Annotated in this window: 14 protein-coding genes; 8 read left to right on the top strand and 6 right to left on the bottom strand. The window is 50.4% G+C overall.

Annotation, left to right across the window (positions count from 1 at the left end):
• Positions 1 to 439: 439 nt before the first annotated feature.
• On the top strand, positions 440 to 2,506 hold the full coding sequence (locus ACXX82_RS10055; protein ID WP_458562850.1) for a putative bifunctional diguanylate cyclase/phosphodiesterase: 2,067 nt from the start codon (positions 440 to 442) through the stop codon (positions 2,504 to 2,506).
• A gap of 43 nt (positions 2,507 to 2,549) precedes the next feature.
• Here ACXX82_RS10055 and ACXX82_RS10050 read toward each other — a convergent pair whose 3' ends face one another.
• On the bottom strand, positions 2,550 to 3,788 hold the full coding sequence (locus tag ACXX82_RS10050; RefSeq protein ID WP_458562849.1) for a M20/M25/M40 family metallo-hydrolase: 1,239 nt from the start codon (positions 3,786 to 3,788) through the stop codon (positions 2,550 to 2,552).
• Between the two features lie 106 nt (positions 3,789 to 3,894).
• Here ACXX82_RS10050 and ACXX82_RS10045 point away from each other — a divergent pair, with 106 nt between their 5' ends.
• Positions 3,895 to 4,038, top strand: coding sequence for a hypothetical protein (locus ACXX82_RS10045; protein ID WP_322234244.1), 144 nt, complete (start codon positions 3,895 to 3,897; stop codon positions 4,036 to 4,038).
• Between the two features lie 131 nt (positions 4,039 to 4,169).
• On the opposite strand, the gene ACXX82_RS10040 is transcribed toward ACXX82_RS10045, so the two are convergent.
• On the bottom strand, positions 4,170 to 5,456 hold the full coding sequence (locus tag ACXX82_RS10040) for a D-amino acid dehydrogenase (protein WP_323506604.1): 1,287 nt from the start codon (positions 5,454 to 5,456) through the stop codon (positions 4,170 to 4,172).
• A 381-nt stretch (positions 5,457 to 5,837) separates the two neighbouring features.
• Here ACXX82_RS10040 and ACXX82_RS10035 point away from each other — a divergent pair, with 381 nt between their 5' ends.
• The 3 genes from ACXX82_RS10035 (at position 5,838) to ACXX82_RS10025 (ending at position 9,646) form a co-directional block, all read left to right on the top strand.
• The gene (locus ACXX82_RS10035) at positions 5,838 to 6,326 is read left to right on the top strand and encodes an Lrp/AsnC ligand binding domain-containing protein (protein ID WP_458562848.1); all 489 of its coding nucleotides are present in this window, start codon (positions 5,838 to 5,840) and stop codon (positions 6,324 to 6,326) included.
• Between the two features lie 354 nt (positions 6,327 to 6,680).
• Positions 6,681 to 7,844, top strand: coding sequence for a porin (locus ACXX82_RS10030; protein ID WP_322234236.1), 1,164 nt, complete (start codon positions 6,681 to 6,683; stop codon positions 7,842 to 7,844).
• 470 nt (positions 7,845 to 8,314) lie between these two features.
• A complete protein-coding gene (locus ACXX82_RS10025) occupies positions 8,315 to 9,646 on the top strand; it encodes a voltage-gated chloride channel family protein (protein WP_323506605.1) in 1,332 nt (443 codons plus the stop codon).
• Between the two features lie 146 nt (positions 9,647 to 9,792).
• Here ACXX82_RS10025 and ACXX82_RS10020 read toward each other — a convergent pair whose 3' ends face one another.
• Entirely contained in the window at positions 9,793 to 11,058 is a 1,266-nt protein-coding gene (locus ACXX82_RS10020) for an Hsp70 family protein (protein WP_323506606.1), read from the bottom strand.
• Between the two features lie 374 nt (positions 11,059 to 11,432).
• On the opposite strand from ACXX82_RS10020, the gene ACXX82_RS10015 reads away from it, so the two are divergent.
• The 3 genes from ACXX82_RS10015 to ACXX82_RS10005 all read left to right on the top strand — a co-directional run bounded on the left by ACXX82_RS10015 (position 11,433) and on the right by ACXX82_RS10005 (position 14,088).
• The gene (locus tag ACXX82_RS10015; RefSeq protein ID WP_322234229.1) at positions 11,433 to 12,284 is read left to right on the top strand and encodes a PA4780 family RIO1-like protein kinase; all 852 of its coding nucleotides are present in this window, start codon (positions 11,433 to 11,435) and stop codon (positions 12,282 to 12,284) included.
• 180 nt (positions 12,285 to 12,464) lie between these two features.
• The gene (locus ACXX82_RS10010) at positions 12,465 to 13,118 is read left to right on the top strand and encodes a 2OG-Fe(II) oxygenase (RefSeq protein ID WP_322234226.1); all 654 of its coding nucleotides are present in this window, start codon (positions 12,465 to 12,467) and stop codon (positions 13,116 to 13,118) included.
• A gap of 73 nt (positions 13,119 to 13,191) precedes the next feature.
• Positions 13,192 to 14,088: a TIGR01777 family oxidoreductase gene (locus tag ACXX82_RS10005; RefSeq protein ID WP_458562847.1), complete on the top strand. Its 897-nt coding sequence runs from the start codon at positions 13,192 to 13,194 to the stop codon at positions 14,086 to 14,088.
• A 140-nt stretch (positions 14,089 to 14,228) separates the two neighbouring features.
• Here the strand turns inward: ACXX82_RS10005 and ACXX82_RS10000 are convergent, their stop codons facing one another.
• The 3 genes from ACXX82_RS10000 to ACXX82_RS09990 all read right to left on the bottom strand — a co-directional run bounded on the left by ACXX82_RS10000 (position 14,229) and on the right by ACXX82_RS09990 (position 16,165).
• Positions 14,229 to 14,654 carry a BLUF domain-containing protein gene (locus ACXX82_RS10000; RefSeq protein ID WP_322234221.1) on the bottom strand — a complete coding sequence of 142 codons (426 nt, stop codon included), beginning with the start codon at positions 14,652 to 14,654 and terminating at the stop codon, positions 14,229 to 14,231.
• Between the two features lies 1 nt (position 14,655).
• The gene (folE, locus tag ACXX82_RS09995; RefSeq protein ID WP_322234218.1) at positions 14,656 to 15,363 is read right to left on the bottom strand and encodes a GTP cyclohydrolase I; all 708 of its coding nucleotides are present in this window, start codon (positions 15,361 to 15,363) and stop codon (positions 14,656 to 14,658) included.
• A 517-nt stretch (positions 15,364 to 15,880) separates the two neighbouring features.
• Positions 15,881 to 16,165: a hypothetical protein gene (locus ACXX82_RS09990; protein WP_322234216.1), complete on the bottom strand. Its 285-nt coding sequence runs from the start codon at positions 16,163 to 16,165 to the stop codon at positions 15,881 to 15,883.
• Positions 16,166 to 16,211: the final 46 nt, after the last annotated feature.

Raw genomic sequence — 16,211 nt, 5'->3', positions numbered from 1 at the left:
AACAATCGCATTGGATAGCACAAGATTTTACGCTGAGTGGTGGCGCGACGAAACGTCGACATAGTGTAGGTAAAAAGCAAGAGTGACAAAAAGAGACCGGTGCAGCCAATAATCCAATACTGCATCATTGTTTTTTAAAAATGAAATCCGAGAACAGTCGGCATGTTCGAGGAATAACGTTAGCGGTAGCATTTTATAGCATTCGCCAAATAATTGCCGCTGGGGAATAGGATCAGCCTTATTGCCTGAGCGCCCTGACAGAATACGCGGCAATGATGGTTTGCATTTGCGCTGTCAAAGCGAACGGATTGGCTAGACAAGCGGGCTGCCAATGAAGAACGAAAGTTAACAAAAAAATATATTCAGATTGCTATGACCCGCTTATAGATTGTGTCGTTTGTTGAATGACTTAACGCACTATTACTGTAAACCTATTTTGATGAATGACGCCTCTATTCCTTCGCTTTACATACTCGCCTTCGTTGTTGCTGTCATGGCTTCCTATTTTGGATTGATGTTAGCTGGGCGTGTTAGTCGTGCGCGGCGCGGGCAAGCGTTAGCTTGGTTGATCGGAGGCGGTATCACAATAGGTACCGGAATTTGGGCGATGCATTTCATTGGGATACTGGCGTTTTATTTGCCAATAAAGGTCTCGTATAGTGCAAGGGTAACTTTGCTTTCATGGTTGATTGCGGTGGTCGTGTCTTGCTTTGCTTTGTTCATGGTCAAGGGCACGCGTAGAAACCGGCACAATCTGGTATTCGGTGGCATCGTCATCGGCGTCGGTCTTTCGGCTATGAATTACGTGGGAATGGCTGCGATCAAATTTGGCTCTGGATTGCGTTACGATCCGGCACTGTTCGTGGCTTCGGTTGGCGTGGCGATCGTCGGTGCCATTGTCGCTTTATGGCTCGGGTTTCGTTTGCGTGGGGGCGACAGTTGGCATACAAAATTGACGCGATTTTCGGCCTCGATCATTATGGGGCTGGCGATTATCGGAATGCATTTCACCAATATGGCTGCTTCACGTTTTTCTTCGGCCTCACTGTATGGGTTAAACGACGGGCTGGACCACAATTGGCTGGCGTTTTCAGTGTCAGGAATGATATTGATGATATTGGCGTTTATATTGTTGTGGTCGTTTATCGATATTCGGAGTCGACGCTATGCCGAAGCACTGCGCGCCTCTCTTAAAACGGTCCATTCGAAACTGGCTTATCTCGGCACGCACGATGCGTTGACCAGTTTACCTAACCGCTCCTTACTCAATAAAAAAATTGCGGAGACCATCGCCAGCGCAGAGGGTAAACCAATCCTATTTACCATCCTGCACATCAATATTGATCGTCTGAAAACTGTGAATGAATCGCTCGGACGCGCTGCCGGCGATCAACTGCTCAATGCGTTTGTGTTGCGCATCCGCCAGACGCTGCGCTTGGGCGACATGTTGGCGCGGTTGAGCGGCGATGATTTTGTTGTATTGGCAGAAGTGCGTCAGACCAAGGACGCCGCCCGGATGGCAGAAAATCTGATCGAGCTATTAGGGCGTCCTTTGCATGTTCCTTCGCATGAGATTCATGTGACAGCGTCCATTGGCATCAGCCTGTTTCCCCATAATGGCAACACAGCGGAATCGTTGTTGGCTACCGCAGATATAGCGATGTCGCATGTGAAGCAACATGGGCGCAACAATTATCAATTTTTCACGTCAGAAATGCATGCGCGCAATCGTGACCGGATTGACCTGGAAAGTGGATTGCGTCCCGCATTACGGGAAAATGAATTTCGGATGTATTACCAACCCAAAGTGGATATCAAATCTGGAAAAATTGTCGGTGTTGAAGGACTTTTACGCTGGAAGCACCCCGAATACGGCCTCGTGTCGCCGACCAGATTTATTCCTCTGGCCGAGGAAAGTGGTTTGATAGTGGCGATCGGAGATTGGGTGATGGAGGCTGCATGTAAGCAAAGCCGACAATGGCAAAATCAGGGTTTGATGCCGGAGATCATTCCCATCTCGGTGAATCTATCAGCGCATCAATTTTTACAGCGCGACCTGGTGGATAGTACGATGACTGTTTTAAAGCGGCATGCGATACCGGCAGCAAGTCTCATATTGGAGCTGACGGAAGGATCGCTGATGGGTAATCCAGAGAATGCCATTGACGTGCTGCGCGAATTGAATCGATTAGGCGTGCGGGTTTCAATCGATGATTTTGGGACCGGTTATTCCAGCTTGAGTTATTTACGTCGCTTTCCATTGAGCGAAATTAAGATTGACCGCTCTTTTGTGCAATCCCTGGAGAGTAATCTCGAAGATCGCGCGATTGTGCGCGCGATTGTGACGTTGGCACATAGTTTGCAATTGACCGTGGTCGCTGAAGGCGTCGCTAACGTTGAGCAGTTACGGTTTTTGAGACAGATTGGCTGTGATCAATATCAGGGTTTTTTGTTTAGTGAGCCGGTTCCTGCGGAGACTATTTCAGAGATGCTGGCGAGTCAGTGATTCTCGCCAGCAAAGACATAGAAGCGCCGCATCGACACAGACATTAAGCCTGCAAGAAATCCAGCAACGTCATCGACACCACTTTGGTGGCCTTGCGCAAATCATCGAGCGAAAGATTTTCATCGGCCTGTTTGGCGTTTGACTCGCCCAAAGTGCGTGGGCCAGCGCCGTATAACACCACCGGAATACCTTGCTCGCCATACAGTCGGGCATCGGTGTAGAGCGCCGAGCCATCGGTTGATATTGGTTCGCCGAATATGGCCTCGGCATTTTTTTGCAAGCTATTGCGTAATAATTCGTGACCAGGAAGTGGGCGTAACGCGCGGGCCAGCAACAGGCGTTTAATGTCCACCCGTATGCCCGGCAAATCCGCGACCGCCGCTTCGATCATAGCGCGCACATCGCTTTCAACTTGCGTCGGATCTTCTTCCGGAATCATGCGGCGGTCCATTTTCAGAACCACTTTCCCAGGAACCACGTTGGTGTTGGTGCCGCCATCGATGCGTCCAACAATCATCGTCGGGTGGGTAATGCCAGGAATGGCCGATCTGATCGCTTTCAGTTCAGGTAGTTTGGCGTAGATCGCTTGCAGAACAGCAGTCGCCGCTTGCAGCGCATCATGGCCGGTTTCTGGCGCCGAGCCATGCGTTGCTTTGCCGTGTACGGTCACTTCAAACTGCAAACAGGCATTGTGCGCGGTAACAATGTTATAGCTGAATCCGGGCGCAATGACGTAATCCGGTTTGGTCAGGTTATTCTCCAGCAACCAACCCGGACCAAGCAAACCACCAAATTCTTCATCGTAAGTAAAGTGCAATTCCAGCGTACCTTTTAGCGGCATGCCTAAAGCTTCCAACGCACGTACGGCAAAAATATACGTCGCAAAATCACCCTTCGACACCGCCGTTGCCCGTCCGAATATACGGCCATCCGCAATTTCGCCACCGTACGGCAGTTTGCTCCAACCGTCACCGGGTGGCACCACATCGCCGTGGGCGTTGAGGGCAATGGTCGGTCCCGGCGCGTCATAATGACGGCGAACGATCAGATTGGTAATACTTTCCATGCCATACGCCTGCACCGTGTCAGCCGGCACAACATGCTTCTCAACTTCCCAACCCATGGAGGTCATCAACTCGGCTACCACGTCCGCGTGCGGCGCATTGTTGCCGGGGGGCGTGTCAGTGGGAATGCGAACGATTGTTTGAAGAAAGGCGACTTCTTCGTCGAAATGGTCGTCAATCCAGGTGGAGAGTTGCGTGGCGTTTTGTGGTTTGACCATGGTTGTTAGGGCGAATAGTGGGGAAGGAATGGGAGTGATTTTACGTCTTTATGACGGTTTGGGCGCTGTTTGTGGGAAATGCAGCGATTCTTAGCAGTCTTCGTGAATGAAGCGATTTGCGCCGTATGCAGATTTTTTTACTGGTTTGTGGCAAACTACTTTTGAAACACTCACCGCCTTCACAGTCGATTCCGCTGGTGTGGAGCGACATTTTTTAGTTGTTGGTCATGCTTCGTGGGCAATGACGTGATTACTTCAACATTTCAATTTCCTTGTGCGTGGTGAAGTCGTCGCCAGTCAATGCGTTGCTACTTTGCATTAGAAACACGACGACCAAACACACGCGTTGCTACATCAAACGCTGATTATCTCGCATCCCAATCAAGCATAAACGCCCTCTTCTGTTTGGTTTCCATGTCGACTATAACGACTAACATTCAAGTCATCCGCTGCAATCGCTGGACGTCGGCCGGAGATAACATCGGCCAATAGTGCCGCCGATCCGCACGACATGGTCCATCCTAACGTCCCGTGACCAGTGTTGAGGAACAGGTTGCGAATGCGTGTTTTGCCGACAATCGGCGTGCCATCCGGCGTCATTGGGCGCAATCCGGCCCAGAAACTGGCTTGCGCTGTATCACCTGCGCCCGGGAATAAATCGTTGACGACCATTTCCAGCGTGGCGCGGCGTTTTGGATTTAATGATTTGTTGTAACCGACAATTTCGGCCATGCCGCCGACGCGGATGCGATTGTCAAAACGCGTGATCGCGATTTTGTAAGTTTCATCCAGAATCGTCGAGACCGGTGCAGCATCGGCGTCGGTGATCGGAACGGTAATCGAATAACCCTTGAGCGGATAAACAGGAATATCGACGATAGAACGCAAAAAGTTGGTCGAATAAGTGCCCAACGCCACGACGTAACTGTCAGCTTGTAAATAGTCGTGACCGCATTGCACGCCCGCGATTGCACCATTGGAAAATGTCAGCGAATCGATTTGCAGGTTATAGCGAAATTGCACGCCAAGTTGTTCCGCCATTTTTGCCAGGCGCGTGGTGAATAACTGGCAATCGCCGGTTTCATCGTTTGGCAAGCGTAGGCCGCCATGCAGTTTGTGCTTGACGGCTGCCAATGCTGGCTCGACGCGGGCCATTTCTTCCACGGTCAGCAGTTCAAACGGCACCCCGCTTTCCTTCAACACTTGCGTATCTTTGGCGGCTTCTGCTAATTGTTGTTCGGTGCGGAACACTTGCATCGTGCCTAACTGCCGACCTTCGTAAGCGATCCCGGTATCGGCGCGCAATTCCTTAAAGCAGTCACGGCTATATTCCGCCAATCGCACCATACGTTCTTTATTGACCGCGTAGCTGGCTGCGTTGCAATTGCGAAGCATTTGCCACATCCAGCGCAATTGAAACAATGATCCGTCCGGCGTAATTGATAGCGGCGCATGTTTTTGCAACATCCACTTTAACGCTTTGAGTGGAATACCGGGCGCGGCCCATGGTGATGCATAACCCGGCGAGATCTGACCGGCATTTGCGAAACTGGTTTCCTCGGCAGGTCCTGGCAAACGATCAACTACCGTCACCTCATGCCCAGCCTTCGCCAAATAATACGCAGTCGTCACACCGACCACGCCACTGCCCAGAATAAGCACCCGCATGTTATTTCTCCTAAATACGCAAAAAACACGCCTTCGTTTTGGGGCAACAAGGGGCGTGTCCAGATCAATTACATGAATCGGTATCGATTTATAGTAATTAACGCTATGCTATTTAAAATCTACCAGTTTTTGTTACTGTAAAAATGACAATATTTAGGAAATAATCCTGAAAAAATATTCCTTTTCCCAGATTTTTTAGAAATTGTAAAAGAAGCTAATGGTTTTGTCTGGCTATGTAGCTAAACGCCTCAGGCAGAGTCGCAGGGTTATACGAATGTGTAAAGTTTACCCATCATGCTTTTTGAAAATTATTTGCCAACGAATTGACCGCCACAAATTCGTTGTTTAATTTGTGACTAACACTGCGCCTATAGAATAACTATGAGAACCCAAAAAGAATCCGTTCGCTCTCTTGATAAACTGGATCGACACATTCTCCGTCTCCTGCAACAAGACGGACGGATGTCGATGAAAGAGTTAGGTGAGCAAGTCGGCCTTTCAATTACCCCCTGTATTGAGCGGGTTAAACGGATGGAGCGCGATGGTGTAATTGATGGATATTACGCACGCATTAATCCCGCGGCGGTAGGCGCAAAACTGCTCGTATTTGTAGAGATTACGCTTAACCACAAATCTGCGTCGACCTTTGAGCAATTTCGGCGCGAAGTGTTGCGCATTCCAGAGGTGCTGGAATGTCATCTGGTCTCAGGCGATTTCGATTATCTGATCAAAGCGCGTATCCGTGAGATGTCGCAATATCGTACCTTGCTGGGCGATATGCTGCTGAAATTACCGGGCGCGGTGCAGTCCAAAAGTTATGTCGTCATGGAGGAAATCAAAGAAACGCTGGCGCTTTCGCTGGAACCTTGATAAAGCCTATTAATGGCTCTGAATGACGTCGCTTCGCTATCTTCTCCGAATAATTTACCGGTCATCAATAAATCCAGCAGGCAAGACGTGCGTGCTTGCTGTTGTTTTTTTGTGGCATGCATTTTGGTCGATGTGATGTTTTACGACGGATGTGTTTCTCATTGCGACAGATTTTTTGGAGTTGGTTTTGGCAACTATTCATGCATTGCTCTTTATGCCATTCTTACCTTGTCCTTGATTAACCGGTGCGGACCGGATGCATCATTGATGGCTTTGCAAGTAGCCAAAAATCGGTGCGCGGCGGTAGTCAATATCCCGAAAAGTAGATCGTTACATCCTTTAGGAGCGTAATACATGAAGAAAATTATTCTGGCTGCTGGTTTGTTGAGTGGTGTTGCATGCATGGCGCAAGCGCAGACAAACGTCACCATTTATGGTGTCATTGATTTAGGGTTGAACTACACCAACAATGTCGGTGGTAAAAACGACGTGCAAATGGAAAGTGGCTATGCCCAGGGCAGTCGGTTGGGTTTCAAGGGTAACGAAGATTTAGGTGGCGGTTTGAGTGCGTTGTTTCAGTTAGAAAACGGGTTCGCCGCAGACACCGGCAAACTGGGACAAGGCGGTTTGATGTTTGGTCGTCAGGCATTGGTCGGTTTGTCGAGCAAGACTGCCGGTACCGTCACACTGGGACGTCAATACGACTCGGTAGTTGATTTTCTTGCACCGATGACTGCGAACGGTAATTGGGCTGGTTATCTGTTGTCTCATCCACTGGATAATGACAACACGGATAACTCATTCCGCATCAATAATTCGCTGAAGTACACCAGCCCGACTTTTGCTGGGGTCACGTTCGGTGGCTTGTATGGCTTCGGCGAAACCGCTGGTCAGACCGCTAAAAATCGTACCTACAGTTTGGGAGCGAGTTACGCCAACGGTCCATGGGCGGCGGGTATCGCGTATATGAATTTAAGTTCGCCGGGTTCGACCGGTGCGGGCGGTGGCGCGGTCACTGCAACCGACGCTAACTTTACCGGCCCCAACAGCAAGCAAAAAATATTCGGCGCGGGTGTCAATTACACCATCGGTGCGGCGACTCTGGGGTTCGTCTACACAGGAACGAATTTAAGCAATCCAAACGGTGGCAATGCGTACATCGCCTCATTTGCGCCAATGAATGGCAGCACGCTGAATTCGCTCAAATTTACCAACTACGAACTCAATTTTAAATACCAATTCACTCCTGCATTTTATGTCGGTGCGATGTACACCTACACACAAGCCAAATACAACACGAGTGCAGGTAACTCCAAGCCAAAATGGAACGAAGTCGGTTTGATGGCTGATTACAACTTCTCCAAGCGCACCGACGTTTATTTGCAAGGCGCGTATCAAAAAGTCGGTGGCGACCTGACTGGATCGTCACTTGATCAAGCCTACATTCCCGGCGCCGCCGGAAGTTCGGGTAATGACAAGCAAGCCGTTATTCGTGCTGCAATCCGTCACAAGTTCTGATAACTGGTTGGATGTTGATATAACCTGATCCGGCCAATTGCGGATCAAATTAAGGCGGGGCCGGAGACTTTATTCCGGCCCCGTTTTTGTTTGATGCGGCGCGATGGGTGTCACACTATCTAAGCGGGTCATTAAGATGGGATAAGCGGGAAATAACCGTATTGTTGCAGCAACAAGCACTTTACGGCAGAATGGGCGATTGATAGGAGATGGCATGCCTCCTGGGTTTATTCCTAACCGCTACAAGTGATGACCGCGTTGAAACCGCCTGCATACTCATCGGATGATTAAGTAAAGTCACTGATCCGTTGCCGATGGTTTGCAGTAAGAACTCACGCTGTAACTGATGATGCCTACAAGTTCCTGAATCGGGAAGTTGTAGGCGTGCGTGAGCGGTTAATGTGTTTACATCGTTTGCCAACAATGCAGCTTCCCGCGATTCAGGTTTGTCGCCCCCAAATCTGATCATAATGAAACCATCCAAAATCCCCGAGCAATGCCTGATGCTGCTCTATCTTGGCCGTTGGCTTGTACTGTCTTCTGTCGTCGGCGCGTTAGCCGGTGTCGCTTCTTCTGCTCTTTTAGTCTCGCTCGATTGGGCCACCGCCACGCGCGTGGGGCATCCCTGGTTGGTATGGCTGTTGCCGCTTGCCGGGCTGGCGGTCGGATTGCTTTATCATCACTTCGGCAAATCGGTCGAAGGTGGAAACAACCTGCTGATTGATGAAATTCACGATCCGCAGCGAATCGTACCAAGGCGCATGGGGCCGTTGATTTTGATTGGTACTGTGGTGACGCATTTATTTGGCGGATCAGCTGGTCGAGAAGGGACCGCGGTGCAAATGGGTGGCGTGCTGGCCGATATGGTGACGCGGGTGTGCAAACTGGACAAGGAAGATCGGCGGATTCTGCTGATGGCGGGTATCAGTGCCGGATTCGCGTCGGTTTTTGGTACGCCATTAGCCGGTGCTATCTTTGGATTAGAGGTGCTTGCGATTGGGCGCTTGCGTTATGACGCGATTCTGCCGTGTTTTTTTGCCGCTATTATTGCAGACCAATTGCCCGGCTTGTTGGGCGTGCATCACACGCATTATGCGATTCCGTTCGTGCCTCAAATTAGTTTGATTGTGCTCGGGGCGACGATTGTTGCTGGCATTGTGTTTGGGTTGGCGGGAATGTTTTTTGCCACGGCAACACATGGTTTGTCGCGCTTATTTAAGCGTTGGATCGGTTATGCGCCGATGCGGCCTTTTGTTGGTGGCGCGATCGTGGCGCTTGCGGCGATGCTGTTGGCGACTGATAAGTATTTGGGTTTGGGTATTCCGACCATCGTCGCATCGTTTTCGCAACCGTTGCCAGCATTCGATTTTTTCGGAAAATTCATCTTCACGATAGTGACATTGGCATCCGGCTTTAAGGGTGGCGAGGTGACGCCGCTGTTTTTTATCGGGGCGACGTTGGGTAATGCGCTCAGTTATGTGCTGGCTTTGCCGTTGCCAGTTTTGGCCGGACTGGGTTTTGTGGCAGTGTTTGCGGGTGCCGCCAATACTCCCATTGCCTCGACGATCATGGCTATCGAGTTGTTTGGGCCAGAGATTGGCGTCTTGGCTGCGATCGCATGCATTGTGAGTTATTTATTCTCGGGCCACGCAGGTATTTATCGTGCGCAGCTGATCGGTGACGGAAAATTTTTACGGCTGCCGGATGGATCGCCGCGCTCAGGAATTTCTGGGTTTCGCAGGAGTGCAGCGAAAAGGTCATCAGACAAAAAAGAGGTGGTCGCTGAAGAAAGGGATGACTAGAAGGGGCGCCGGGATTGTGTAGCATTGTTATGCTCTTAATCCCGGCATTGCATGCCGTTGTATCTTCACGATAAAAGTCATCGGGAGATAAGGGCTCTTGGATGATTTGATTAAATTGATGCTTTTTTGGCGATCATAGAGACTAGTTACGAGAACTTACGCACCGCATCCAACGCTAGTCCCGCGCCAATGCTGCCGAACAAATCCCCTTCGACCGCCTTTGCAGTCGGCACCACAGCGGCAATCTGCTGCCGTAACAAGCCCACGCCGCTTGATCCACCGGTAAAAAACACCGTATCGATGGCATTTGCTTTGACACCGGCATCACGCAGCAGTTTGGTCACGGTTTCTTCTACCGATGACACAAGGTGCGAGATGCTGGTATTAAAGGCACCGCGACTGAGAAGGATTGGCTCGTTAGCGGATAATTTTTCCAACGTCAGTTCTACCGTTTCGGCATCCGACAACGCTATTTTGCCTTCTTCTACCTTCATCGCCAGCCAATGGCCAGCGCGCTGTTCGACCAAATCTAACAGTCGATCAAACTTGTCGCGTTCACGGACCTCGCGCGCGACATCTTTCAGTTGCTCCGCCATTCTGCGCGTGTAGATCAGATTGATGGTGTGCCAGGTTGCCAAATTGAAATAGTAACTCGACGGTACTTCACTGTTGTTCATTAGTCGGCTACCCAAACCCAACATCGGCATCACGCTCGACAAACTCAGGTATTTGTCAAAGTCGGTGCCACCGATATGCACACCGCCGGTGGCGAGTATATCGTCGCGCCGGTCCTGCTTTTTGGCACGTGTTGGCGATAGTCGCACCAGCGAGAAGTCGGAGGTTCCACCGCCAATGTCGGCAATTAATACCAGTTCTTCACGGTCAATTGTCGATTCATAGTCAAACGCTGCGGCGATTGGCTCGTATTGGAATGCGATATGTTTAAAGCCGGCGGCGCGGGCGACTTCTTCCAGCGTGGCTTGTGCGCGCTGATCGGCAGCGCGATTATCGTCGACGAAAAATACAGGCCGACCTAATACGACGCTATCGAATTCCTGCCCCGCAGACCGCTCCGAGCGGATTTTGAGTTCGTTGATGAACTGTTCCAGCAGGGTGCGAAAAGGCAACGCCCGTCCGCCCACTTCAGTCTGGCCATCAATCAGTGCCGATCCCAGCAAGCTTTTTAGCGACCGCATCAGGCGACCTTCATAGCCCGTCAGATAACCGGCCAAGGCAGCGCGTCCATAACTGAATAATTCATCTTCGGCGTTGTAGAAGACAACGGAAGGTATGGTGACCTTGTCATCTTCCAGTTGGAGCAAAGGTGATTTTCCGGGCCACGCTTGGTCGGGCCGACTCCAGCCTACGGTGGAATTGGACGTGCCGAAATCTACACCGCAAGCATTCGACATGGTCTTCCTAAAATATAAAAACGGGCGTAATCATAGCGCAAAGCACGGTTTGACGTGCGAGGCAGCGCACCTTTTTTAATCAGTTGGTGCGATCAATGCCGGAGTGTTGTTTTTTAAGTGCTAAGCGATGGTAGAAGATGGCGGTGTTGAGCCAGCGCTTGGGTAGCCCTGCATGCGGCCTAAATTCCCCCCTTGGCAACATCTTCAAAAATGCTGCGGATGCTGGCTAATGGCATCCCTCGGCGTCATAGGAAGATTTCGACGTGCGCCGAATGACGGTGACATACGTTTCTTTAAAGAACTATTAGCCAATTTGCGCCATACTTTGCCTTTATGCCTTAGTATGCAAGGTTCAGATCGTCACCTATTTATCTATGAAAACCCCAAAAAGAATTGAACCGTTAGTAGAAGAGGGCCTGGTAGACGAGGTAATTCGCCAACTAATGAGTGGCAAAGAAGCAACCGTATACGTCGTCCGCTGCGGCGAAGAAATCCGTTGTGCCAAGGTTTATAAAGACGCGAATCAGCGCAGCTTCCGCCAGAATGCATCCTATCAGGAAGGCCGCAAGGTCAAGAATAGTCGTCAGGCGCGCGCGATGGAAAAAGGTAGTCGTTATGGCCGTAAGATGCAGGAAGAAGTATGGCAAAACGCCGAAGTTGATGCTTTATACCGTTTAGCCGCCGCCGGTGTGCGGGTGCCACAGCCTTTTATTTGCTTTGAAGGCGTTCTGTTGATGGAATTGGTCACGGACGCAGCTGGTAACGCCGCAGCACGTCTGAACGATATCGAAATGAGCGAGGAACAGGCGCTGCAATTCCACGCGATGTTGCTGCGTGAGGTTGTGCTGATGCTTTGCGCCGGTGTGATCCATGGCGATTTGTCGGAGTACAACATTCTCGTGGATGCGCACGGTCCCGTAATTATCGATTTGCCGCAGGCAGTTGATGCCGCGGGGAATACTGGTGCGGCTGAGATGTTGGAGCGTGATGTTGATAACTTAGCGACCTATTTTGGTCGCTTCGCCCCACAACTCCAGAGCACGCAGTACGGCAAGGAAATCTGGGCACTGTACGTCGCTGGTCTGTTAACTCCCGATGTCAAACTCACCGGCAAAATCGCGGTGAATAATAAGGTCGTCGATGTAGGCGCCGTGGTGCGTGAAATTGCGCTGGCTCGTGAGGAAGAAGAAGAGCGCCGTCGCGCTCAGTATGAAGCGGAGCACTAAGACGACAACGCGAACCAACACTAATACCGATGTTGGCGTTGGTTACGGCCTGATTTCCCTATTGTTTATTTCTGCAACCTATCAATTTGTGCTTAAAAGTAACTTTTTTAACGTTGTCATTAAGTAATCGAGTTGCTGATAAAATCGGTGAATCCTGTGCCACCGTCGATGCCTTCGCCAATGCTAACTTCCATCTCCGATCAAACGTCTTTGCCGACTGCCATTAACAATCAGATTGCTTCGATCAGTTCAATTGGTCAGATCGTCGACGATTTGGTCGCCCGTGGCTGGTCACAGCAATGTGATTTTTTGCCTCCGAGTGTGGTTTTGGCGCTTGCGGCCGAATGCCGTACACGCGCCGATAACGGTAAGCTAACGGCTGCCGGTGTCGGGCGTGGCGCAGGTCAGGCTATACGCGATGGCGTGCGTGGTGATCATATTCAATGGCTGGAAGCTGGTCAATCGGTGGATTGTGATCATTACTTGCGCGTCATGGACACGCTCCGGCAAGAGTTGAATCTGGCACTGTATCTTGGGTTGGACGCGTATGAAACTCACTTTGCCTTATATCCACCGGGGGCGTTTTATCAGAAGCATGTAGACCGTTTTCGCGATGACGACCGCCGCACTGTTTCGGTCGTGCTGTATCTCAATCAAGACTGGTTGCCGGAACATGGCGGGGCTTTACGTCTTTATCCGGAGGGTGAGCCGCCGCAAGACATTTTGCCGCTGGCTGGCAGTCTGGCATTGTTTATGTCTGGTGACATGGCGCATGAAGTTTTGCCGGCAACCCGTGAACGTTTATCACTGACGGGATGGTTTAAGCGTCGCTAGTCGAAAACTGGCGAGCATGTAGTCCTGACTTTTTTTATCATCCATTGCTTCATTAGGATAGGAGCATCTCAGCATGCGGATTTTGATAACCGGAGGAACCGGTCTGATTGGAAGGCGTTTATGCCAGGCATTGCTTCAGGCCGATCACGACATTACCGTCCTAAGCCGTCAACCTGACACGGTAAAGGACAAATGTGGCGCAGCGGTTCGCGCCTTTGGATCGCTCGATGAATGGAAAAGTGAAGAAACTTTTGACGCAATCATCAACTTGGCAGGCGAGCCGATTGTCGATGCGCGCTGGACGGAGGAGCGCAAAGAATTGCTTTGGCGCAGTCGTATCCGACTGACTGAAGATTTGGTCAAGCGGATAGACGCCAGCCATCAAAAACCATCTGTTATGTTGAGTGGATCGGCGGTCGGTTTCTATGGCGACGGTGGTGACAAGACGTTCGATGAGTCCAGCCCGACGTCTACCGACTTTGGTGCGACGTTATGTGCATCATGGGAGGAAACTGCGCAAAAAGCCACTGCCATGGGCGTGCGGGTTTGTCTGTTACGAACCGGTTTGGTGCTGGATCGCTCGGGCGGTATTCTGGGGAAAATGTTGCTGCCGTTCAAGTTGGGTTTGGGTGCGCGTTTGGGTGATGGACATCAATGGATGAGTTGGGTCCATATTGACGATTATGTGGCGATGGTGCTCGTATTGTTGCATCACACGCATGCATCCGGCCCATTTAACATGACGGCACCGGAACCAGTCACCAACCGCGTTTTTACCGAAAAACTCGCCAGAGCATTGCACCGCCCCGCCATTTTTGTCGCACCCGCATTCGTCATGCGGCTGGCGCTGGCAGAGCGGGCCTATTTGTTATTAGGCGGACAAAAAGTGATACCGACGCAGATAACAGGATTAGGCTATCGCTTTTTACATGCAAAGCTAGAAGACGCTTTGCAAGACCTGCTGGGTTAACAAAACTTAGCGGACTTACGCAAACCGTCTCCGCTGCGTTGTGATCTGTAGCCGTATTGGCATGCTGTTTTCGTGGGCAGGTCAATAAGCTGGTTGTTGTGGCTGACATGAAATTTCTTTAATGCCAGCCACTAAAATTGCTAGTCGCGGGAAGAAAAGCATCCCGTAGCGGCCAATTCTTCAAGTAATGCAACTGTCGTGCAGCCCGACACAACATAAGGATTGAGTGTTGGCGTTGCTGAATATTTTAGCAATAACGATAGATTGATGCGATCCAGGCGGATTTTGCTCATGGTCCAGCCTGAATACTGACGCGCTTCAATTTCTGAATAGTCGAGCAAGATTAGTTTGGTATGGCGCGGGTCTTGTTGCAAGCGTGCGTATAAGTTATTGATTTGCTCGCGACCGCCTTCCAGCGCCTGTACAAATATATTGTCACCATAGCAAAGCACGCCTGTCACACCATTGGCAGGATTGTTCTTACGGGACACCTCAAGAATTTTTTCAATCATCTCGTGATTGACCAATTCGCTGGCCGTACTGGCGTAAATCAAACGGACTAGCATGTCATCCTCGCTTGGTTATCAGGGCTAAAAATTCGCGCCGTAAATTAGCGTCGCTCAAGAACGAGCCACGCATAACGCTATTGATCATCTTTGCATCGGTATCTTTGACGCCGCGCCAACTCATACAGAAATGATCGGCTTCCATCACGATGGCGAGTCCATCCGGTTTCAGTTTTTCCATCAGCAGTTGCGCAACTTGCGATACGGCTTCTTCCTGAATTTGTGGTCGACCCATGACCCATTCGATTAACCGCGCATATTTGGACAGGCCAATCAGGTTGGAATGCTCATTGGGCATCACGCCGATCCAGACTTTGCCCATAATCGGACAAAAATGATGCGAACAGGCGCTGCGCACGGTAATCGGGCCAACGATCATGAGCTCATTGAGTTGTTCAACGTTGGGAAACTCAGTCACTGGCGGCGGCGCTTGATAGCGCCCCTTAAACACTTCTTGAATGTACATTTTGGCAACGCGACGCGCGGTATCTTGCGTATTGTGGTCACTTTCGATGTCAATCACCAAGCTTTGCAGAACCCCGGAAAGCTTGCTCTGCACTTCGGCTTGTAATGCCTCTAGTTCGCCATCCTTGATGAACGAGGCAATATTATCGTTAGCATGAAAGCGGACGCCGGCTTTCTCGATACGCGCACGGATACGCGCTGAAATCGGCTCGCCGCTTGTTTCTGAAGAGTGGTCAGTTGGCATTGTTTTTTGGACGTTATTCTTAGCGTAGTAGTAAGCAGGCACTTAGTCTACCTCAAATCCAAGGATCAGATTTGACGGCCATTGGGTGACTCTTCGCATCATCAGTATCGCTGTTGAATAATGTGGGAGATTGGTGCCGTCGATTTCTAGTTGACGAGGAAAGTGCTGATAATAAAGGTTTGCGCTGGAATCTTAAAAAAGAGTGTTGGGAGTTTCTGGCCGCTAAATCGATTTGTCGCCCGGCGGTCGACAGAAAGTAGCGAAAACCGACTAGATATCTTCGAGGAGCGTTCTATCGGTTTCAACCTTAGGGCGAAATTTAAAATACTCAGCAAACACGAATGTAATGAGTGCGCTTAAAACGCCAGACAAAGTGTTCGACGAAAGATAGTCGCGAAAACGGTTAAGCGCTGGCGCGGAATGTGATGTTCCAAAGGCCGTAGTGGCAGGATGGCTCGCCTATATTGTGACGCAGATACTCCTTCCGCGTCGCCGCGTGGGCGACCCGGACGGTATGTTATTTCAAGCCAAGACGAATCTTGGTTGCCGCGATCAAGTCGGTATCGTAAGGATTGAGGTTTTCGATAAACATTAATTCGGTCTCGGCTGGCTCTTCCAGGCACATCGTCAACATGTTTGGTGCATCGTCAAACGTACCCAAAAATTCGTCACCCCACCGGTTCAAACGGTGCAAGCGTAAAACATCGCTGCCTAACGCTGCTAGTGGCGCTGCTACACCTGCTGCTAACGCTTCTTGTTTCCAGTCATCCCAGAAAAAATTTGTTGCCGGTTGTTCGTTCATTATGTCGCTCCAAATAAGGTGTAATGGCGCGGACCATACTATTGAT

Source organism: Glaciimonas sp. GNP009, assembly GCF_054343755.1.
This window is presented reverse-complemented; position numbering and strand designations above follow the sequence as displayed.